The organism is Methyloferula stellata AR4 (genome assembly GCF_000385335.1).
Lineage (GTDB): Bacteria > Pseudomonadota > Alphaproteobacteria > Rhizobiales > Beijerinckiaceae > Methyloferula > Methyloferula stellata.
On sequence record NZ_ARWA01000001.1, the window covers coordinates 2,355,214 to 2,375,022 of the forward strand.

The 19,809-nt window shown below is 59.9% G+C and carries 17 protein-coding genes and 2 tRNA genes; 9 read left to right on the forward strand and 10 right to left on the reverse strand.

The window, feature by feature from the left end:
* Positions 1-7: 7 nt before the first annotated feature.
* The 3 genes from A3OQ_RS0111560 to A3OQ_RS0111570 form a co-directional block, all read right to left on the reverse strand.
* Positions 8-733 carry an LrgB family protein gene (locus A3OQ_RS0111560; RefSeq protein WP_020175551.1) on the reverse strand — a complete coding sequence of 242 codons (726 nt, stop codon included), beginning with the start codon at positions 731-733 and terminating at the stop codon, positions 8-10.
* Positions 730-1,104: a CidA/LrgA family protein gene (locus tag A3OQ_RS22130; protein WP_020175552.1), complete on the reverse strand. Its 375-nt coding sequence runs from the start codon at positions 1,102-1,104 to the stop codon at positions 730-732. Before A3OQ_RS22130 ends, A3OQ_RS0111560 begins: the two co-directional genes overlap by 4 nt.
* 346 nt (positions 1,105-1,450) lie before the next feature.
* Positions 1,451-1,726 carry a hypothetical protein gene (locus A3OQ_RS0111570; RefSeq protein WP_040580039.1) on the reverse strand — a complete coding sequence of 92 codons (276 nt, stop codon included), beginning with the start codon at positions 1,724-1,726 and terminating at the stop codon, positions 1,451-1,453.
* A 487-nt stretch (positions 1,727-2,213) separates the two neighbouring features.
* Here A3OQ_RS0111570 and A3OQ_RS0111575 point away from each other — a divergent pair, with 487 nt between their 5' ends.
* Positions 2,214-3,008 (forward strand): outer membrane protein, encoded by a 795-nt coding sequence (locus A3OQ_RS0111575; RefSeq protein WP_020175554.1) that lies wholly within the window; start codon positions 2,214-2,216, stop codon positions 3,006-3,008.
* A gap of 136 nt (positions 3,009-3,144) precedes the next feature.
* Here the strand turns inward: A3OQ_RS0111575 and A3OQ_RS0111585 are convergent, their stop codons facing one another.
* Positions 3,145-3,348 carry a hypothetical protein gene (locus A3OQ_RS0111585; protein ID WP_020175555.1) on the reverse strand — a complete coding sequence of 68 codons (204 nt, stop codon included), beginning with the start codon at positions 3,346-3,348 and terminating at the stop codon, positions 3,145-3,147.
* A 105-nt stretch (positions 3,349-3,453) separates the two neighbouring features.
* Positions 3,454-3,529 (reverse strand) — tRNA-Thr (locus A3OQ_RS0111590).
* Positions 3,530-3,846: 317 nt separating this feature from the next.
* Here A3OQ_RS0111590 and A3OQ_RS0111595 point away from each other — a divergent pair.
* Positions 3,847-4,152 (forward strand): hypothetical protein, encoded by a 306-nt coding sequence (locus A3OQ_RS0111595; RefSeq protein WP_020175556.1) that lies wholly within the window; start codon positions 3,847-3,849, stop codon positions 4,150-4,152.
* A gap of 95 nt (positions 4,153-4,247) precedes the next feature.
* On the opposite strand, the gene A3OQ_RS0111600 is transcribed toward A3OQ_RS0111595, so the two are convergent.
* The gene (locus A3OQ_RS0111600; RefSeq protein ID WP_020175557.1) at positions 4,248-5,954 is read right to left on the reverse strand and encodes an MFS transporter; all 1,707 of its coding nucleotides are present in this window, start codon (positions 5,952-5,954) and stop codon (positions 4,248-4,250) included.
* Between the two features lie 295 nt (positions 5,955-6,249).
* Between A3OQ_RS0111600 and A3OQ_RS22135 the strand changes: the two genes are divergently transcribed.
* Complete coding sequence (locus A3OQ_RS22135; protein WP_026595742.1) at positions 6,250-6,597, forward strand: hypothetical protein; 348 nt, start codon at positions 6,250-6,252, stop codon at positions 6,595-6,597.
* On the opposite strand, the gene rlmB is transcribed toward A3OQ_RS22135, so the two are convergent.
* Entirely contained in the window at positions 6,594-7,532 is a 939-nt protein-coding gene (gene rlmB / locus A3OQ_RS0111610; RefSeq protein ID WP_020175559.1) for a 23S rRNA (guanosine(2251)-2'-O)-methyltransferase RlmB, read from the reverse strand. The genes A3OQ_RS22135 and rlmB overlap by 4 nt on opposite strands.
* 184 nt (positions 7,533-7,716) lie before the next feature.
* Here rlmB and A3OQ_RS0111615 point away from each other — a divergent pair.
* From A3OQ_RS0111615 to A3OQ_RS0111640, 5 genes are all read left to right on the forward strand, one after another.
* Positions 7,717-7,801: transfer RNA gene (locus A3OQ_RS0111615), tRNA-Tyr, on the forward strand.
* Positions 7,802-7,914: 113 nt separating this feature from the next.
* On the forward strand, positions 7,915-8,679 hold the full coding sequence (locus A3OQ_RS24435; protein ID WP_026595743.1) for a hypothetical protein: 765 nt from the start codon (positions 7,915-7,917) through the stop codon (positions 8,677-8,679).
* 213 nt (positions 8,680-8,892) lie between these two features.
* On the forward strand, positions 8,893-9,555 hold the full coding sequence (locus A3OQ_RS0111625) for an alpha/beta hydrolase family protein (protein WP_020175562.1): 663 nt from the start codon (positions 8,893-8,895) through the stop codon (positions 9,553-9,555).
* A gap of 182 nt (positions 9,556-9,737) precedes the next feature.
* Positions 9,738-10,460 carry an outer membrane protein gene (locus A3OQ_RS0111635; RefSeq protein ID WP_020175564.1) on the forward strand — a complete coding sequence of 241 codons (723 nt, stop codon included), beginning with the start codon at positions 9,738-9,740 and terminating at the stop codon, positions 10,458-10,460.
* Positions 10,461-10,954: 494 nt separating this feature from the next.
* Positions 10,955-11,593 (forward strand): outer membrane protein, encoded by a 639-nt coding sequence (locus A3OQ_RS0111640; RefSeq protein WP_020175565.1) that lies wholly within the window; start codon positions 10,955-10,957, stop codon positions 11,591-11,593.
* A 111-nt stretch (positions 11,594-11,704) separates the two neighbouring features.
* On the opposite strand, the gene A3OQ_RS0111645 is transcribed toward A3OQ_RS0111640, so the two are convergent.
* From A3OQ_RS0111645 to A3OQ_RS0111655, 3 genes are all read right to left on the reverse strand, one after another.
* The gene (locus A3OQ_RS0111645; protein ID WP_020175566.1) at positions 11,705-14,881 is read right to left on the reverse strand and encodes an efflux RND transporter permease subunit; all 3,177 of its coding nucleotides are present in this window, start codon (positions 14,879-14,881) and stop codon (positions 11,705-11,707) included.
* A 4-nt stretch (positions 14,882-14,885) separates the two neighbouring features.
* Positions 14,886-16,136 (reverse strand): efflux RND transporter periplasmic adaptor subunit, encoded by a 1,251-nt coding sequence (locus tag A3OQ_RS0111650; RefSeq protein WP_020175567.1) that lies wholly within the window; start codon positions 16,134-16,136, stop codon positions 14,886-14,888.
* A gap of 209 nt (positions 16,137-16,345) precedes the next feature.
* On the reverse strand, positions 16,346-16,927 hold the full coding sequence (locus A3OQ_RS0111655; RefSeq protein ID WP_020175568.1) for a TetR/AcrR family transcriptional regulator: 582 nt from the start codon (positions 16,925-16,927) through the stop codon (positions 16,346-16,348).
* A gap of 346 nt (positions 16,928-17,273) precedes the next feature.
* Between A3OQ_RS0111655 and A3OQ_RS0111660 the strand changes: the two genes are divergently transcribed.
* Positions 17,274-19,601 (forward strand): molybdopterin-dependent oxidoreductase, encoded by a 2,328-nt coding sequence (locus A3OQ_RS0111660; RefSeq protein WP_020175569.1) that lies wholly within the window; start codon positions 17,274-17,276, stop codon positions 19,599-19,601.
* Positions 19,602-19,809 lie beyond the last annotated feature (208 nt).

Below are 19,809 nucleotides of genomic sequence, written 5' to 3' on the forward strand. Positions count from 1 at the left end.
TTCGATCTCAACTCGCAAATCCGTAGCGCACGAGAAGCGGGACGATGACGGCGGTGATGAGGGCGCCGAGGCCGAGGGCGATCCCGCCATAGGCACCAGCCGTCTCATTGAGCTGAAGCATCCGTGCCGTGCCGAGACCGTGAGCTGCGGTGCCGATCCCAAGTCCCCGCGCACGCCAATCCTTCACGCGGATCATAGACATGACCGGCGCGAAGAGAATGACGCCGGCCAGGCCAGTCAGGAGCGTGAAGGCCGCTGCCAGCGATGGCTCGCCGCCGAGCTGTTCGGTAATGCCCATGGCGACGGGCGTCGTGGCAGAATGGGCGCCGAGCGAAAGGACGACCGCGTGTGAGGCGCCGAGCCAATGCCCGATCAGCATGGCGCTGAGGCATGTCGTGAGCGAGCCGATGATGACGGCCGGGAAAATTGCCATTGCCGCGTGCCGGATCGATTTCAGATTGTCGTAAAGCGGCAAGGCCAATGCGACGGTCGCCGGACCCAGCAGAAAAGCGATCAGCCTGCCGCCTTGCATATAATGTTCATAGGGGATGTCCGCGACCCGCAGCAGAGTGACCAGCAAGATCACGGCGATGAGTAGCGGATTGAGCAGCACATAACCGCCGCAGAGCCGCTGAAACCAGATGCCGAACTGATAGGCGGCCAGCGTGCCGATCAGGCCGAAAAGCGGGTCGGTCAGAATCGCATGGCCGAGACTGGCGAAAGCTGCCGTCATTGCGCCTCTCGCGATTGGGGCTCGCGCGCCGGGTGGCCTCCACGCGCCAGCCAATGCATGATGGCCGCCGTGACGGCCATGCCGAGCACGGTCGAAACGACGATGGCAATGCCGATCGGCAATGCGTCTTGTTTCAGTGCCGGGAGCTGGGTGACGAGGCCGACGCTCGCCGGGATGAACAACACGGTCATGTTGCGAAGCAGGAAATGACTTGTTTCTCTCAGCTTGGGGTCGGGACCGCGGCGCCAGATCAGGATCGCGAGCAGGATGACAAGACCGATGACGCCGCCTGGCAGCGGCAGGCCTGTCAGCTTGTTGATCAGGTCGCCTGCTGCAAGGCAGAGAAACAGGGTCAATATGGCTTTCAACATTCGTCCGCTCACTTCGCCGAATCGCGCGGCTGCGTATCAAATGTAGACATAGATCGATCGGCTTTGCCGTGGGGCATCATCACTCAATCTTGACTGAGTGTTTCTGCTCAAAGAAGGCAGTGCGCCGATGCCGCGAGGCACTGGCGAGATCGCGGCGTCGCGCGCCCGTTCGGCCATGCCGGCTTCTCAGGCCGCGCTGGCGCGAAGGACATAAATCACGATGATTTCGGATCAGTCAAAGTCGGGCCTGCCGACTTTGACCTTTTAAAATGCCCGACTCGGGCAGGCCCAAGTTGGGTTAAATCAGAATCATCGTGGCCGGTTTCGATGATAAGGCGCGAGCGCTCTAGCCTTGGTCGGATTCTTCCTGCTCGGCGGCGAGCCAGCTATAGCCGCCCTGATCCCAAATCTGAGCCAGTCTCTGATCCGGGCTATAGGCCGGATATTGCTTTCTCACGAGATCGAATTCGGCATGAAACGCGTCGAGTTGTTCGCCATGAAGGATGGCGGTCTGATTCTCGGTTTTGAAGATGAGCATGTAAGTGAGCTTATCGTCGCTTGCGAGCAGTTCATATTCGTCACCGCCCTCGACAAATTTCATCGACTCTTTCAAGTCCGTCATCCCCAAAACTCCTCCCTGACAGGTCGATCCATCCCTGCGCAGGTCTTCAGCCAAGACCAAATTCAAGAGCGCAGGCGGGTTCGCCGACGCTCACATTCGCGGTGATTATAAGTCTTCGGATTTCTTTTGTCTTCGTCGTTCCTTCCGTGACGCGCCTATGGGTCTTTCGACGCATCCTCGCGGACTTGCGGCAATGGCACCGATTGAGGGTCGCCTCGCTGCTGGATGCACGCGCGTCAAGGTTTGAGGCGGAAAGCGCGAGCGGTCGAGCGCATCTGCGCTGCGGGCGATCCAGTAGAGAAGCATAAGTCCTAAAGTATAAGTATATTTTAGTATATATAAGTATAACTGCTTACATAGTGACGTTAAATGATGCATTTATGCCACGTTGAAAGTGATTTATCTACAGGTATAGCCTTAGTAACTTTGTGCTTACCATGCATTGGGCAGGCTCATGACCTAGATCAATAGGCAAGGGGTGCCTGCAATGTTCGATAAACTCTTAATATCCGGCGTCGCGCTGGCTGCGATGGCCGGTTCGGCACTTGCCGCCGACCTTCCATCACGCCTGCCGCCGCCTGTTCTGCCGCTGCCGCCCGCCTGGTCTTGGACAGGGGTCTACGTTGGTATCGACGGCGGTTATGGCGGCGATCGTATCAGGTCCTATACCTCGGATACGGGCACAGGTGTCACCGCCCAGAGAAGTTCCTCCTCCAGCGGGTTTCTCGCCGGCGGCCAGGTCGGCTTCAATTACCAGTTTCCGGCGTCGAATTTCGTGCTCGGTCTCGAGGCCGACGCCCAAGGAAGCTGGATCAAGTCGGAATATATAGCTTCAGTCTTCGCCGGAGGCGCCGCCGCCGGTTTGGACGCCGGGACCAAAGTCGATTGGTTCGGTACGGTCCGCGGTCGCGCAGGCTATGCCTTCGGTCAGGCCATGCCTTATATCACCGGCGGCTTTGCCTATGGCGAGACGAACAGCTTTGCGTCTGGCGTCGCTGGTTTCGGCGGATTGGGCGGCGCGGCCGGCACTTTTTCCAGGACGCACGAGCCTATGGGTTGGACGATCGGTGCCGGTCTTGAATATGCGCTCACACATAACGTGACGTTCAAGACGGAATATCTCTATGTCGATCTCGGCAAGAACTCCGTCTTCACGCTTCCTGACGGCATCGGTGGCATCGCCTCGCTGAGTGAGCGGACAACGTTCAACGTGGTGCGCGCCGGCCTCAATTATAAGTTCGATTTCTGGTCGACGCCGGCGCCAGTCGTTGCCAAATATTGAGGCTGCCGGGCGCATAAAAAAATTGCGCATTGATCTTCAGCCGGTGAGGGGCTTTCAGGTCAATGCGCAATTGTTTTCGAACATGTTCGAAAAAAGGAATCTCTAACCCCTCGGCATTTTCCGTAGACGAAGGACTTTAGGCCTTTCCACGGTATTTGGTGATGAATTGATCGACGAGATTGTTGCACTCCGTCGTGTCGACCCAGCCCTCTGCCATTTCCTCGGTCTTCAGCTCGCGAATATCGAAGGGCTCGGCATATCCGTTGAGATGCAGGAAAATGCCCCATTTGCCATTCGGCTTTTTCGCAATCTTGATTTCTTCACCCGGTTCCAAATTCATTTTCTATGCTCCTCGCATGGCGCAGCCATTGGAATTCATGCTCTGGCAAGTGACGAACCCAGGACCACGCAGGCGAGTGTCCGAATTCGGGTCACTGATATCATCTGGTGCCGGTTGAAGGAGTCGAACCCTCGACCTACTGATTACAAATCAGTTGCTCTACCAACTGAGCTAAACCGGCATGCGGCGCGGCCGACGGCGCTCAGCTAGCAGTGTCGGACGCGAGTTGCAACATTCTTCCACGGCCCGCCGCAGGCGAGGCCCGAGCGCTCGCTCAGAGGGTCGTTTCGGCCGTCTTTGTGACACGGCCTCATCCTTGCCGCAATGGGAACGAATAAGATCCCGCCCAGCTTCAAGAAACCCGCCCGGTTCGTCACATGGATGAGGCGATCCGCACGATATCTTCACCAGCTGCGGACGGTTTTCTCGAATTTTAGCGAGCTGACCTTTTGACGAAATCTGCGATTCGCCGCCGAGCGTTTTGCTTTGGAGGGGACCATGTTGATGAGACTTGAAAACGTGTTCAAGACCACTTTGGTGGCGGCTGTTGCCGCCGCGGCCTTAGCCACGGCTTCGGCTCCTGCCGCCGCGGGCGATGGTGGCGCTATTGCTGCGGGCATTATCGGCGGCACCGCCCTTGGAGTTCTGGCCGGCGCGGCCGCCGCCAGCGCGGCTCCGCCGCCGCCCTATTATCCCGGTTATTACGCTCCCCCGCCGCCGCCCCCGCCGCGTTGCTGGTGGCAGCCGCAGCAGGTTTGGGACGGCTATGGCTATGTCGTGCAGCGCGTCCGGGTCTGCCAGTAAACTTAAAATCGCCGGTTCCGGCTTTATCAGGCCCCGCTCGTAGCGGGGCCTGATTCGTTTTCGTTTGGTCAGGGGCCTGATTCGTTTTCGTTTGGTCAGCGGCCATAGCTCTCGTTGATATTGCGGTCCTTGGTCTCCGGGACCAGGAAGAGCCCGACCACGAAAGTCACCAGTGCGAAGAAGATCGGATACCAGAGACCGAAGTAGATATCGCCGGTCTGGGCCACCATCGCAAAGGCCGTCGCTGGCAGCAGACCGCCGAACCAGCCATTGCCGATATGGTAGGGCAGCGACATGGACGTATAGCGGATGCGCGAGGGGAAGAACTCGACGAGCGCCGCCGCGATCGGCCCATAGACCATGGTCACATAGATCACGAGCACCCAAAGGAGTCCGATGATTTTCAGGACTTGCGGCTTGAAAATATCGAACGGCTCCGAGATCTTCACGATGCCCGGATCCTTGGCTTTCGGATAGCCAGCCGCTTCCAGCGCAGCCGCTGTGGCCTTGCTGAGATCTCCCGCTGCGGCTTTCGGATCGGCTGCTGTTTTCGCATCGTAGGATGTGACCACCGCATCGCCGATCTTGATGACCGCCGGCTGTCCAGCCGGTCCCGCCTCGGTCCTATATTTGACCGAACTCTTGGCGAGCAGCGCACGTGCATTGTCGCAAGAACTGGTGAAGACGCGGGTGCCGACCGGATTGAACAGATTGCCGCAATCGGCCGGATCGGCGATGACGGTGACCTGTACGGTTTTCAGCGCATTTTCGAGCGCCGGATTCGCATTGGTTGTGATCGCGTTGAAGATCGGAATATAGGTGATCGCCGCGATCAGGCAGCCTGCGAGGATGATCGGCTTGCGGCCGATCTTGTCGGAGAGCCAGCCGAAGAAGATGAAGAATCCGCTGCCCAAAACCAGCGACCAGGCGATCAGAAGGTTCGACGTATAACCGTCGACCTTGAGGATCGCTTGCAGGAAGAACAGGGCGTAAAACTGCCCTGTGTACCAGACGACGCCCTGGCCCATGGTCATGCCGAACAATGCGATCAGAACATATTTGGCATTCGACCAGGTGGCGAAGGATTCAGTCAGCGGCGCTTTCGACGTCGTGCCTTCCTCCTTCATCTTCAGGAAGACGGGCGACTCGCTGAGTTGCAGACGAATCCAAAGCGAGATGGCGAGAAGGAAGAAGGAGAAAATGAAGGGAATGCGCCAGGCCCAATCGGCGAAGGCGCCCTCGCCCCAGAAGCTGCGGACGAAGAGAATGACAAGAAGCGACAGGAACAGGCCGAGCGTCGCCGTGGTCTGAATCCATGATGTATAAAAGCCACGGCGGCCTTCCGGCGCATGTTCGGCGACATAGGTCGCGGCCCCGCCATATTCGCCGCCAAGCGCCAGGCCTTGCAACAGACGCAAGCCGATCAGAACGATGGGCGCGATGACGCCGATGGTCTTGTAATTGGGCAGCAGGCCGACGATGAAGGTCGAAAGGCCCATGATCAGGATCGTGATCAGGAACGTATATTTGCGCCCGACGATATCGCCGATGCGGCCGAAGACGAGGGCCCCGAACGGGCGCACGAGAAAGCCCGCGGCAAAGGCGAGCAGGGCGAAAATATCGGCAGTGGCTTTCGGGAACTCGCTGAAGAACTGCGCCCCGATGATTGTTGCGAGCGAACCGTAGAGATAAAAATCATACCATTCAAAGACGGTTCCAAGCGAAGAGGCGAAGATCACCATCTTCTCGGCGCTGGTCATCGGCCCGGCGCGGCCGGCCGGTGTCGCGGCTGTTACGGACATAGTCATGTCGGCTTCCCCTGGCTTTCCGGCCTCTAGGCGTTTGGCTAGAGGCAGGCATCCTCCCGATTGCTTTTTTAACGATCGCACTGCCGGTTTGATCGGCCTTTGCGACATCGGCCCTCTGTGAAGATGGCCAATACCGGCTATGTTAGGCTTGAAAATTAACCGCGTCGATGGGTGAATTATGTGTCGATGGTTGTGTATGGCTGCGGCCGGCACTCTTTTCCTGTCTGCGATTCAACCGGCGGATGCCAGAGGTTTTGCGGGCGGGGCAGGTTTGCGAGGCGCCGGCCATATGGCCGCGCATCCCGCCGTCGCGGCGCGGCCGGGTGAAACGCCTAAGCCCAAGCGTGCCTTTCGCTTTGGCCGGCATGGCTGGGCCTTTGCCTCCGGGGTTGGCTACGGTCTGCCGTGGGGCGATGGCAGCTATGACCCGACCGACGCCGGCCAGGCCAGCGTGCCGTCAGGGGAAGGCTATCCGCCACCTCCGCCACCTCCGCCACCTTGGCTCTACGGCTATGGGCCGCCGCATCAGAGCTGTTTCAAACCGCGGATCATCACGATCGGCAAAGCGCCGCCGAAATCCCACCTGCCGCGCGTCGTCTATGGCGGGCCTTTGCCGTGCCGGGACGAGGGGACTTAGGGCCGCGCCAATTTCAGCCGCACGAGCGTGAGAGCCACGGCGCAGGCATTCGAGACATTGAGGCTCTTGATCGGCCCCGGCATGTCGAGCCGGACCAGAAGATCGCATTTCTCGCGGCTGAGGCGGCGCAACCCTTTGCCTTCGCCGCCGAGCACCAGCACCAGCGGACTTGAGAGCGGCGCGGCTTCGAAGGCGATGGGTGCTTCCGAGTCGAGTCCGACGCGCAGATAGCCCATATCGCCGAGCCGTTCGAGCGCGCGGGCAAAATTACCGACGAGCGCGATCGGTACATGATCCAGGCCGCCGGAGGCCGCCTTCGCCATCACGCCCGAAAGCTCCGGCGAATGCCGCTCGGTGGTGACCACGGCATCGACGCCGAAGGCCGCGGCTGTGCGCATGATCGCGCCGACATTATGCGGGTCGGTGATCTGATCGAGCGCCAGCACAATCCCGCTGGCTGGAACAATGTCCGAAAGATCGATCGGCTCGAGCGGCCGTGCTTCGATCATGATGCCTTGATGCACGGCGTTCTGACCGAGGCGGCGGGCGAGATCCTCGTTGCCGACGATCTGCGGCACAAGACTGGCCTCGGCGAGATCCGCGGCCAAGCGCTGCGCCACCGGCGCCGTCGCGAAGACGGATAAAATCTTCCGGCGTTTGGCGGTGATCGCCGCGCGCACGGCATGGATGCCGTAAAGGACGCTGAGTTCGGCGGAAGGCCGCCGGAAGGCTGCCTGCGGCGCCGTGGCGCTTGAAGCCGGCCGGGCAGGGGCGGGGGAAGGCTGGCGGCTCAAGGGGCCCGCATGAGGATCGCGCTGCTTTTGGCCGCCCGGGGCCGCATGGCGCTCCTTTAGGGACGCGGGCCGAGGCGACGGCTTCGCGGCTTTTTGACCGGTTTTACGGTTGCGATCCGGCGGCCGATGGGTCTTGTCCAAGATCTGTTTCCGCCGTTTGCCGCCTCGATTGCCTTATTTATTGTCACGCCAGACAGGCGCGGGCAATGTTCACACGGGAGAGCGCAGGCGGCCGCAGGAGGTTATGGGTTGACAGGCAGGGCCTGCCTTTCCATAAGCGCCTTCACCAAAACCCTGCCAAGTCTTTGTTGAGGACCTGGCTTAAGGGGGAGTGTCCCGAGTGGCAAAGGGGGCGGACTGTAAATCCGCTGGCTATGCCTTCGTAGGTTCGAGTCCTACCTCCCCCACCATTGCCTTAAGTTATTGATTTTAAAAGACTGTTTTAAGCTAAAGTTAAATACACATGTCGATGCTACACGTTTCTGCGCTGAAAGCGGGCCTCTAGGCATCGTAGCGAGTCGCGATGTTTGAGAGCATTCAGATTGGCAATCTCTGGTATCCGACGCGGGACGCGGGTTTAAGACTTGCCACCTATTGCAAACACCTCTTCGCTTCGACAGATGACCAACAGTTTCCACATTTCTTTCCAGGAAGTGGGACTGCCCTGCAAATAAATGGTCGGTTCTTTTTGTTCTGTTGCCAGCACCAAATCTCACATGTCGAGCCCGAAAAGATTGGCTTTCGCTTAGCTCATGAAAATAAGATTGCCATACCTTCTGCCCTATGGGCTCACAATCCAGAGCCCGTCTCTGATGACACCGATCTGCTTGATGTAAGGGCATTTGAATACAAACCTGAAAATTATGATGGCATCCCCATCGAAGCCAATTTTTTCGATGTGCAAGATGATCTCTGCTGGCCCCGGCATGCTTCCGGCCCCTTATGGGTTTGTGGTTATCCAACGCAGCTTCAAACCTATCATGACGATGGTCAGGGAATGGTAGCTGTTCCGACATACATCGATGGTCAGTACCTCGGAGCTACTTCATCGCCTCATCTGCACAAACTGAGAATAGTGCGGCCAGATGGATTTGATCCGGACGGCATGAGCGGCGGCCCGGTTTTTTATATGGGTAGGCGCGGGCAGCGCGACTTCATGGGCCTTGCTGGGATGATCATGCGAGGAAGCAAGTCCTCGGACGTCCTCCATTTTATGACATCAGACGCACTTCGAGCGCTCGTCAACGCACCCACAATTGATCACGCGCGAGATGAACCTGCGACCTGACGAGCCTTCCGGAGCCAGCATCAAAGCGGTGTTTATTTGTATGGGCGAGATCGGTTCCCTGACCATCCATGCTTGAAGATGTTTGGCTGCCAGGGGCGCGGTACTCCCCAGTTTAAGACTCCGAATTGTATAATTCTTCTAATAGCCGCTGCGGTGCCCGGTATGAAAAGCGCGCATGAAACGAGAGACGCGCAGGGTGGAGGCGCGAGCACAATGATCGCCATCGACGACGCCCACAGCGTCTCCAGCCTGTTGCTGGTCCCGGACGAGGCTGCGGCTTGTTATGTTATCGCTCACGGCGCGGGCGCCGGCATGACGCACCCATTCATGGAAGCTGTTGCAAACGGTCTCTTTGATCGGCGGATTGCCAGTCTGCGGTATCAGTTTCCCTATATGGAGCAGGGCTCGAAGCGTCCCGATCGTCCGGCACTGGCGCATGTCACGGTTCGCGCGGCGGTTGACGCGGCGCGACGCTTGGTGCCGGCGCTTCCATTATTTGCCGGCGGCAAATCGTTCGGCGGCCGAATGACATCGCAGGCGCAGGCGGCGGCTCCATTGACCGGAGTCCGCGGCCTTATCTTTCTAGGGTTCCCTCTTCATGCCGCCGGAAAGCCATCGGTCGAGCGCGCGAGCCACTTGGCGCAGATACAGATCCCGATGCTGTTTCTTCAAGGCAGCCGCGACGCATTAGCAGACCTGTCTTTGTTGGCTCCAATGGTCGCCGGGCTCGGCAACGCGGCAACGCTGCTGAGCATCGATGATGCGGATCACTCATTTCACGTGCCCGCGCGATCCGGCCGCAACGATGCAGAGATCTTGGCGATGGTTCTCGATGCGATGACCGATTGGGTCTTGGAGCATTTGGACAAGCGATAACCGGTGGCGATTTGTGGCCAACTGGGCGGATCGCGATCTCGCGGCAATCCATTACCGCGTCACCGGCCAAACGGTGCAAATTTATCACGCGGCTTTTGAAAGCGGCGGCCCGATGCATCTCAAGCGGCCTTTAAGAATTATATGATTGCAATAGCGCGGAACCATCGGGGGACTACACGACCATGAAACAGATTTTGCTCGCCGTCGTGCTCGGCAGTCTGTCGACAGCGGCTCTTGCCGCCGACTTGCCCTCGCGCCGGGCTCCGCCGCCCGTCTTTATCCCGCCGCCGATCTTCACATGGACCGGCGCCTATGTCGGCGGCCAGATCGGCTATGCCTGGGGCACCAGCAACAGTTACATCGTCGCCACGCCCTTTGCCCAAAGCAATAGTCCGGAAGGCGTGATCGGCGGCGCCCATATTGGCTACAATTATCAGATCAACCAATTTGTCGTCGGCCTTGAAGGTGATGTCGATGGATCGAGCTTTTCGAAATCGACCTTCGATACCGCGACCGGGACAACTTTCGGTATGAAAATACCCGTCGAAGGATCGGCGCGCGGCCGCATTGGTTACGCCTGGGACCGGACGCTGTTTTACGCCACGGGCGGCGCCGCCTTCGCCGATATCAAGCACACTTATGTGGGATCGTTCAATCCGGCGGCTCCCTTCTTCAGCAACTCCGCGACACGCGTCGGCTGGACGGTCGGCGGCGGCCTCGAATATGCGGTGACCAATAATTGGTCGGTGCGCGGTGAATATCGTTATACGGATTTCGGCCGCGGGACGGATGCAATCGGGTCCGGACTGGTCTCGCATCACGATGTCGAACATGCCGTGCGGGTCGGCTTCAGCTATAAATTCGATATGTATGCGCCGCCGCCACCGGTCCTCGCCAAATATTGAAGTTGCTTTAACGCTACTGAAAACTGATCGGCACGAATCCGCCATCGACCTCCGGCTGTCCAAGCCGGAGGTCTTATTTTTCCGCCCTTCGCCGCGAGCAGCTTCAATGCTTCGACTGAGGTGTGCCACGACATTGGGGCAGACTCGTTCCTATCTGCCAGCGCCATTCGATTTGATGGTTCCAAGGAACGCCGCGCCCGCCCCGACTGGCGCCATGGAGCCGCTGGAGAATGCGATAGAAGTTGGACGCGTAGGCGATCTTCCACATTAAAAGAGAAATATTCTAAATCATCGATACGTATTGATACGTATCTTAGTGGTATTGGCGAGGCATTTATGCAACATCAGCAGACTAATAGTCTGAACTATACTTTTGTTAATAGGCCGGACTGAAGCCGATAATATAGGATTTGGTTGTCTGGTTTCCTTAGGGGTTATTTTCAATGAAAAAGCTGATTCTAACGGTTGCATTATGCGGCCTGTCGAGCGTGGCCATGGCGGCTGATTTGCCTTCGCGCGCTCCGCCGCCGGTTTATGCTCCGCCGCCGCTCTTCACCTGGACCGGCGTCTATCTCGGCGGTCAGATCGGCTACGAATGGGGGCGTGAGCCGATGACCTTCGTGTCTTCGCAGCCGTCGGGTGTCGTCGGTGGCGCGCACATCGGTTATAACTACCAGGTCCAGCAGTTCGTCATTGGTCTCGAAGGCGACGTGAACGGCACGAGCTATTCCGGCAACGCATTCAACATCCTCGGCCCGATCTCCGCCTCCACGAAGATTTCGGTCGACGCTTCGATCCGCGGCCGCGTCGGTTATGCCTGGGATCGCACCTTGATCTACGCAACGGGCGGTGTCGCCTTCGCCGATATCAAGGACAGCTTCGTCACTCCCGGCGCCTTCGCTTCGTTCGATCGCACCCGGGTCGGCTGGACCGTCGGCGGCGGTATCGAATATGCCGTCACCAACAATTGGTCGGTTCGTGCGGAATACCGCTACACCGATTACGGCCGCTTCAGCGATGCTGTCTTCGCTTTCCCGTTGAACCATCACTCGACGGATAATCGCGTGCAGGCGGGCTTCAGCTATAAGTTCGATACTTATGCTCCGCCGGCCCCGGTCGTCGCCAAATATTGAGGTCCTTTGACGCTAGCCGAATCTGGATCAGACTTGGCTGACCCTCTTTGAACCTCCGGCCGTCCAGGCCGGAGGTTTTTTACGAGCGAGCGGCGTGATCGGTGTCCGGGCTCACTCGGCCGGGGCTTCGAGCCCATGCGCCATATGCAGCTTGCGCTTGCCCTTGAACAGGCTCCGGATGACCACGAAAAAGACCGGCGTGAAGACGAGGCCGAAGAGGGTCACGCCGAGCATGCCCGAGAACACCGTCGTCCCAAGCGACTGGCGCATTTCGGAGCCGGCGCCCGACGCCGTCATCAGCGGAATGACGCCGAGGATGAAGGCGAAGGACGTCATCAGGATCGGACGCAGGCGCGTCCTCGCCGCCTGAACGGCGGCGTCCGGAACCGCCGCGCCTTCTTCTTGCGCCTGCTTCGCGAATTCGACGATCAGAATGGCGTTCTTGGCCGCAAGTCCGACGAGAACGACGAAGCCGATCTGCGCCAAAATGTCGACATTCATCCCGCGATAGAGAATACCGGTCACCGCCGCGAGCAGACACATCGGGACGATCAGCACGACCGACAGAGGCAGGGTCCAGCTTTCATATTGCGCGGCAAGCACGAGGAAGACGAAGAAGATCGAAGCCGCGAAGATGAGGAGCGTCGTATTGCCTGCCGTCGTCTGCTGATAGGCAAGGTCCGTCCACTCATAGTTTATCCCCTCCGGCAGACGCTCGGCTGCGAGCTTTTGCATGACCGCGAGACCATAGCTCGACGGCGTGCCGGGCGCCGTCGCGCCCTGGACTTCGGCCGCCGGAAACAGATTGTAGCGCGGCACGCGATAGGGGTCGGTCGAATCCTGAAGCCGCGCGACCGAGCCGATCGGCACCATGGCGCCCGCCGCATTGCGGGTCTTGAGATGGGCTATGTCCTCTTTCGTGTTCCTGAACCGGCCGTCGGCTTGGGCGGTCACCTGATAGGTGCGGCCAAGGTAGTTGAAATCGTTGATATAGGCCGAACCGAGATAGACCTGCATCGTTTCGAAGACCTTGTCCGGAGAAATGCCGAGCTTCTCCGCCTTCTCGCGATCTATGTCGGCATAGACGCTCGGCGTGCCGGTCGAGAAGGGCGTAAACATCTGAGCCATCCCCGGCGTCTGACGGGCCGCGCCGACGAGATCCTGCGCCGCGGCCTCAAGTGCATGCGGCCCGAGATTTTTCTGGTCCTCCAGCATCATCTTGAAGCCGCCGGCGTTGCCGATACCGCTGACCGGCGGCGGCATGATGGTGATGATGAAGGCGTCCTCTATGGCGGCCGTCCGCTTTTGGATCTCGCCAAGAACATAGGCGACGCTCTGGCCTTTCTTGGCGCGCTCCTCCGCCGGTTCGAGCGGCGTGAAGATCGCACCCGCGTTCGAGGCATTGGTAAAGGTCGCGGCGTCGAAGCCGGCGAAGGCGACCGCGTGCTTGACGCCGGGCGTATCGAGAAGTCCCTTCACGGTCCGGCGGACGACGTCATCCGTCCTCTGCAAGGAGGCGCCCGGCGGCAGTGCGACGATCGTGATGAGATAGCCGAGATCCTGATCCGGGACGAAGCCGGTGGGCGCGCGGTTGAACTGGTAGGCCGTGAGACCGATGAGGCCGGCATAGACCACCAGCACGCCCGCGCTCAAGCGGATGAGTCGCGCCGTCATGCGGCCGAAGCGTTCGGACAGCCACTCGAAGACGAAATTGAAACCGTTGAAAAAGGCGATCACCGGCCGCGCGATCAGCGGTTGCCGTTTCGCATGGTCGGCTGCGACATGCGGTTTGAACAAAAGCGCGCAGAGCGCCGGGCTCAAGGTCAGCGACACGGTGCAGGAAATGATGGTGGACGCCGCGATCGTCACGGCGAACTGACGGAAGAACTGGCCCGAGATGCCGGAGATGAAGGCCGATGGAATGAACACGGCGCAAAGGGTGAGCGCGATGGCGATCAATGCGCCGCCGACCTCATCCATGGTGCGATGCGCGGCTTCGCGCGGCGTCATGCCGAGGCGCAGATTGCGTTCGACGTTTTCGACGACGACGATCGCGTCGTCGACGACGATGCCGACGGCGAGCACGAGACCGAAGAGCGACAGATTGTTGAGCGAGAAACCGAGTCCCGCCAAGACCGTGAAGGTTCCGATGAGCGAGATCGGGATCGCGACGATCGGAATGATGGAGGCGCGCCAGGTTTGCAGGAACAGGATGACGACGAAGACGACGAGCGCGATGGCCTCGAGGATGGTCGTTACGACCTCATGGATGGATTGCGCGATGAAGATCGTCGTATCGTAGACGATGTCATATTTCAGCCCATCCGGAAATTGATGTGACATGCTCTCCATGGCGGCGCGAATGCGCTCGGCGGTGGCAAGCGCGTTGGAGCCCGGCTGCTGATAAACGAGCATAGGCACGGCGTTATAGACGTCGAGATAGCCGTTGGCGCCATAGTTCTGGCTGCCGAGCTCGACGAAGCCGACATCGTGGACGCGCGTGACGTGGCCGGCGCCATCCGATTTGATGATGATGTCGGCGAATTGCGCCGGGTCGGTCAGCCGGCCAAGCGTCTTCACATTGAGCTGGAAGGCGCCGGGGGAGGGCACCGGCGGCTGGTTGAGCACGCCGGCCGAAACCTGGACGTTTTGCGCCTGAAGAGCCGCAACGACTTCACCGGCGGTCAGATTGCGCCCCGCGACCTTGTCCGGATCGAGCCATATGCGCATCGCGTAATCATGGTTGCCGAACACCTGGACGTCGCCGACGCCATTCAGCCGCAGCAGCGTGTCGCGCAGATGCAGCGTCGCGTAATTCGACATATAAAGCTGATCGCGTGATCCGTCCGGCGACAGAAGATGGATGACCATCAACAGATCCGGCGAGCTTTTCTTGACCGTGATGCCGAGCTGCTGGGTCGCCGGGGGCAGGCGCGGAGTCGCAATGGCGACGCGGTTTTGCGTGAGCACCTGCGCGGTGTCGAGATTAGTGCCGAGCTTGAAAGTGACGGTGATGACGAGATTGCCGTCGCCCGTCGACTGGCTCGATAGATAGAGCATATTCTCGACGCCGTTGATCTGCTCTTCGAGCGGCGTCGCAACCGTCTCGCTGATGACCTCGGCCGAAGCGCCGGGATAGCTCGCGCTGATCTGGATGGTCGGCGGCGCGATCTCAGGATATTGCGCGATCGGCAGCGCGAAATAGGCGACAGCCCCGACGATCGTGATGAACAGGCTCAGCACCGTCGCGAAGATGGGCCTGTCGATGAAGAAATGCGAAAGGCGCATCGGTTCAGCCTTCGTCGGGTGGGGCGGTGATCGTTCCGGCCTTCGGCGTCACTTTCATGCCGGGACGGGCGTGCATCAATCCGTTGATGATCACCTTGTCGTCGCGGGTAACGCCGCTTTTGATGACGCGCAGATTGCCGTCGAGCGTGCCGATCTCAACCGCCTTGGGGGTCACCGTTCCATCGGCCCCGATGGTCATGAGCAGCTTGCGCGATTGGTCGGTATTCACCGCGGAGTCCGGCACGAGGAGGACGTCGGCGCTGGCGGCCGTGGGTAGCCGCAGCCGTGCGAACTGGCCGGGCGCGATGAAGAAGTCAGGATTGGCAAGCGTCGCACGGGCGTGAATCGTGCCGCTGCTGCGATCCATTTCATTGTCCATGAATTCGAGTACGCCGCGGTGCTTCCAGGTGCCTTCGTCGCTCAGGCTGACCTGGACGGTTCGGTCGATGTCGCCGCCGCCATGCGGCGAATGCAGAAAGCGCTGATAGGCGAGATAATCGTTCTCGCTCATGTCGAAGTCGAGATAGATCGGATCGAGCGAAACGATCGTCGTAAGCAGGGTCGTCGCGCCGCCTTGTCCGCCCGTCACGAGATTGCCGAGAGAGACGCGGTGCGTGCTGATCTTGCCCGATAGCGGCGCCGTGATCCGTGTGAACTCCAGATTGAGTTCGGCGGAATTGACGGCTGCCTTTGCCTGATCGACGGCCGCGGCGGCAGAGGCCAGCTGTTGCACACGCTGGTCGTAGAGTTCGACAGACGCAAAGTCGCTGCGCCGCAGTTCCGTCGTCCGTGTCAGTTGCTTATTGGCGAGTTCGAGGCTGGCTTGCGCCGTCGCCAATTGCGCGCGGGCTTGCTGAGCCACGATCTGATAGGGCCGCTGATCGATGACGAAAAGAAGATCGCCCTTTTTGACGATCTGACCGTCGGTGAAATGAATCTCGGTCAGATAGCCGCTGACCTGCGCCCGGATCTCGACACGATCGACAGCCGAAAACTGTCCGGTGAAATCGGTCCAGGTCGCGAGCTGTCTTTGAAGGGGAGCGCTGACGGTGACTTCAGGAGCCGGCGGTGTCGCGGCGACGGCCGTCGTCGACTGATTGTTCATCCAATTGTAGCCACCGACGATGGCAGCGCCAGCCAGGATGAGACCGAATGCCGCAAGCCCGAATCGCCTGCGGCGCGGAGCTGCCGTGGAAGCAGGAGCGCCCTCGATATTGCCTTCGGCATCAATCGGCGGCCAGAGATCACCGGACATCTGTTTAACTCCAAGATGATAAAGAAGCTACGAGCAGATTTGCAGGCATTATAGACTGACCAGTACGATATTGGTACAAAGCTGGAAGGGTCAAGCCTAATTATGTACCAAGCGGTACTGAATCTGCGTTGAACGGGATTAAACGTTGGGCGTGTGACGCATCTATGTGCACAGTGTTTCAGAACTGTTTCAAGATGCGGGATATTCGGTCAGCTTGGCCAAGCTTCGAGAGCTATTTCGGCGACGTGCTGTAGCGATTTGCGCGTTGCGCCGGACGAAGCCATTACCGCCATTCCCTGTGTGAGCGTCATGATGTAACGCGCGAGATCGCCTGGATGGGCCGTGTCAGGCAGATCTCCGGCGGCCTTTGCCTTTTCGAGCCGGCGGCGAAGTGCCGCTTCATAGGCAGCCCGTCGCTTCACCAATTCCTCCCTTATGGGCTCCGCCGCGGCGGAGCAGGCGAGCGCGCCATTCGTGCCAAGGCAACCCGGCGGATGGCCGGTGTCGGTCGCTATGTCGGCAAACCCCCTGAGGAGACACTCGGCGACGGCGCGCGCCGTCGGCTCCTTCAAGGCGTCGCGCGTGAAGGCGAGATAGGTTTCGTCATAGAGATCGAGGGCTTTGCGAAACAGCTCTTCCTTATTGCCATAGGCCGCATAGAGGCTAGGGCGGGTGATGCCCATGGCTTCCGTCAGGTCCGTCAGCGACGTGCCTTCAAACCCGCGCCGCCAGAACACTTGCAGTGCTCTATCGAGCGCGCCGTCAACGCAGAACTCGCGGGGGCGACCCATGATCTGGCAATGCCTTCCTCTTCCGAAGGCCCACATATAGGACGGGAAAGTGCCGCCGTCCACGATTTTGTACCGTTCGGTATCGCTTTGCCTTAACCGCCTGCATTGGGGCGACGAAGAGCCTTGTGCCGCCCGCGTCTCGCCGCGAAATCCGCCAAGGGGCGGGTTGTGTTTCGGCCGTAACCAAATTTCATTTGGTCCGACATGATGCCGTACCTGGGCAAGTTCAAACTCCACCTAATGCTCGTCGTTATGTGATGAGCGGTGAGCAACCCGCACCAGTGCCACGGGCTGCGAGAGCGGCATCGCGTGGCGCATCCACCCAGATCCGTTGCGGAGAATCGTTATGTCTTCAAGTGAATGGCAAAAGACCGCTTGCAATCTCTGCTATTTGAACTGCGGGCTCGAAGTGAAGGTCGAGAACGGCCGAATGGTCAAGGTGCGCGGCGATCGGGAAAGCCCCAAGTCGCAAGGCTATCTCTGCAACAAAGCCTCTCGCATTCCTTATTACGCTCATCATGCCGACCGGCTGACGTCGCCGCTCAGGCGCCGCGCGGACGGCGGCTTTGATGCCATCACCTGGGACGCTGCGATTGCGGAGATTGCCGAGCGGGTGCGCACGATTCATGCGGCGCATGGCGGTGCAGCTTTCACGCTTTATGGCGGCGGCGGTCAGGGCAACCATGCCGGCGGTCCACACGCGCGCGGATTTATGCAGGGGCTCGGCTCCCGCTACAGGTTCAATGCGCTGGCTCAGGAGAAGACCGGCGACTTCTGGGTCAATGGGCGGCTCTTTGGAAGTCAGACGTGCCATGCGACGGAAGACATCCATCATTGTGATCTGCTGCTCGCCATCGGATGCAATCCCTGGGTTGCGCATGGCTTCGTCAATGCGCGCGATCAGCTCAATCACATTCGCAAGGATGAGACCCGCAAGCTCATCGTGATCGATCCGCGCCGCACGGAAACGGCCGAACTTGCCGATCTGCATATCGCCGTGCGTCCAGGCGCCGATACGTTTTTGATGGGCGCTCTGCTCGCGACCCTGATCCGGCGCGATGCCATAGACCGGGCCTTTTTGGACGAACACACGGAGGGCTACGAGATGGTACGCGATGCGTTGCTGCTGATCCCGGTTGAGGCCTGGGCGGACGCGGCCGATGTAACGCTTGCTGACGTCTCGCGCTGCGTGGATATGATCCTTGCCGCCAAGGCAATGGTCGTGCGCGTCGAACTCGGCATCCAGCAGGGCGTCAATTCCACGCTGAATTCCTATCTCGAGAAGCTTCTTATCATGCTCACCGGCAGCTTCGGCCGGCCGGGCACCAATCAGCTGCATAGCTGGCTTGTGCCGCTTTGGATGAACACGCCAGGCGAGTTTCACCCCGTCACCGGCGTTGAAGTTATAGGCGGCCTGCTGCCGCCCAACAGTTTCCCGAAGGCCGTTCTCTCCGATCATCCGCAAAGGCTGCGGGCCGTCTTCGTGGACAGCAATAATCCGGCAAACACGGCGGCTGATACGCATCAGGTCGAAGACGCGCTGCGCGCGCTCGAGCTCTTGGTCGTGACCGACGTCGCGATGACCGAGACCGCGGCTTTCGCGCATTATGTTCTGCCGGCGTCATCGCAATTCGAGAAGACCGAGTTCACGCTCTTCAATTTCGAATTTCCGACGAACTACTTTCATGTCCGCAGCCCCGTTCTGCCGGCGCTGCCTGGCACGCTTCCCGAACCGGAAATCTATACGCGGCTTGCCCGCGCAGTGGGACTGCTGCCCGCCGACAAAGATCTCGCTGCGTTGCGCCGGGCTGCTTTGCGCTCCCGGTCTGACTTTGCAAAAGCGTTTGGCCGCTTCATGAAGGAGAACCCGAATGCGGCGCCTGTTGCGGCGCTGGTGCTCTATAATACGCTCGGTGCCACGCTGCCGGACCGGACGGCTCCGGCCGCCGTGCTATGGCCTGCGACGCAAGCGCTCGCTGCCCGTTCGCCCCAGGCAGTCCGGCGCGCGATCGACGCGCCTGCCGCGGTGCCGGACGAGATGCTGGGCGAGGCCTTGTTCGATGCGGTGATCAACAAGAGACAGGGTACGGCCTTCGCGCATCACGATCTCGAAGATGTCTGGTCGTTCATCGAGTATCCGGACCGTAAGATCCGGCTGGCCATACCGGAAATGCTCGACTGGCTTGCCCGGCTCGATCCCGCGCAGGTCCGCCCGTCGCCTGATTTTCCTTTCATTCTCGCCGCCGGCCAGCGGCGGATGTATAATGCGAACCAGATTTTTCGCGATCCAGCCTGGCGCCGCGACGATCCGGACGGTGCCTTGCTGGTTCATCCGCAGGACCTGGCAGCGCTCGGAAGCCAAGACGGCGACTGGGTTGCCGTCGAGTCGGACAAGGCCCGGCTGATCGTGCGCGCTCAGGCCGATGATTCAATGCGGCCCGGGCAGCTCGCCTTGCCGCATGGTTTCGGCCAGGCCTATCCCTCCGCCGATGGCAAAAGGCTGACCAATGGGCCGCGCATCAACCTCCTGACGGCATGCGACAACCGTGACCCGATCGCCGGTACGCCGTATCACAAGCATGTTCCCGTCCGCTTGGAGCGTGCGACCGCAATAGAGACCTTGGAGGCGGAGGAAAACTCGCGCTGCATTCATGCGAGGGTTGCGGCCGAATGACGGCCGAAAGGTGCAGAGATGCAACGGCACGCGCCGAGCAGCACAGCCCGGTGCGGCCGCGAGGGCATGTTTAGACTTGCCGGGACGGCATATACCGTCCGTTAGGCAAAACTCCTCTTTCCGGAAAAGCTCGGCCGCAACTTTTGCGGGCGCAGATCGTTCGTCGCCAGATAAAAGCCGGGACCGCCGCCGTTTTCTCAACGCGATC

Coding starts and splice junctions, on each gene's coding strand:
- A3OQ_RS0111660 (WP_020175569.1), top strand. CDS start 17,274: ATGTCTTCAAGTGAATGGCAAAAGACCGCTTGCAATCTCTGCTATTTG.
- A3OQ_RS0111585 (WP_020175555.1), bottom strand. CDS start 3,348: ATGAATTTGGAACCGGGTGAAGAAATCAAGATTGCGAAAAAGCCGAAT.
- A3OQ_RS0111570 (WP_040580039.1), bottom strand. CDS start 1,726: ATGACGGACTTGAAAGAGTCGATGAAATTTGTCGAGGGCGGTGACGAA.
- A3OQ_RS0111635 (WP_020175564.1), top strand. CDS start 9,738: ATGAAACAGATTTTGCTCGCCGTCGTGCTCGGCAGTCTGTCGACAGCG.
- A3OQ_RS0111600 (WP_020175557.1), bottom strand. CDS start 5,954: ATGTCCGTAACAGCCGCGACACCGGCCGGCCGCGCCGGGCCGATGACC.
- A3OQ_RS24435 (WP_026595743.1), top strand. CDS start 7,915: ATGTTTGAGAGCATTCAGATTGGCAATCTCTGGTATCCGACGCGGGAC.
- A3OQ_RS22135 (WP_026595742.1), top strand. CDS start 6,250: ATGGCCGCGCATCCCGCCGTCGCGGCGCGGCCGGGTGAAACGCCTAAG.
- A3OQ_RS0111625 (WP_020175562.1), top strand. CDS start 8,893: ATGATCGCCATCGACGACGCCCACAGCGTCTCCAGCCTGTTGCTGGTC.
- A3OQ_RS0111575 (WP_020175554.1), top strand. CDS start 2,214: ATGTTCGATAAACTCTTAATATCCGGCGTCGCGCTGGCTGCGATGGCC.
- A3OQ_RS0111645 (WP_020175566.1), bottom strand. CDS start 14,881: ATGCGCCTTTCGCATTTCTTCATCGACAGGCCCATCTTCGCGACGGTG.
- A3OQ_RS0111595 (WP_020175556.1), top strand. CDS start 3,847: ATGTTGATGAGACTTGAAAACGTGTTCAAGACCACTTTGGTGGCGGCT.
- A3OQ_RS0111650 (WP_020175567.1), bottom strand. CDS start 16,136: ATGTCCGGTGATCTCTGGCCGCCGATTGATGCCGAAGGCAATATCGAG.
- A3OQ_RS0111655 (WP_020175568.1), bottom strand. CDS start 16,927: ATGGGTCGCCCCCGCGAGTTCTGCGTTGACGGCGCGCTCGATAGAGCA.
- A3OQ_RS0111640 (WP_020175565.1), top strand. CDS start 10,955: ATGGCGGCTGATTTGCCTTCGCGCGCTCCGCCGCCGGTTTATGCTCCG.
- A3OQ_RS22130 (WP_020175552.1), bottom strand. CDS start 1,104: ATGTTGAAAGCCATATTGACCCTGTTTCTCTGCCTTGCAGCAGGCGAC.
- A3OQ_RS0111560 (WP_020175551.1), bottom strand. CDS start 733: ATGACGGCAGCTTTCGCCAGTCTCGGCCATGCGATTCTGACCGACCCG.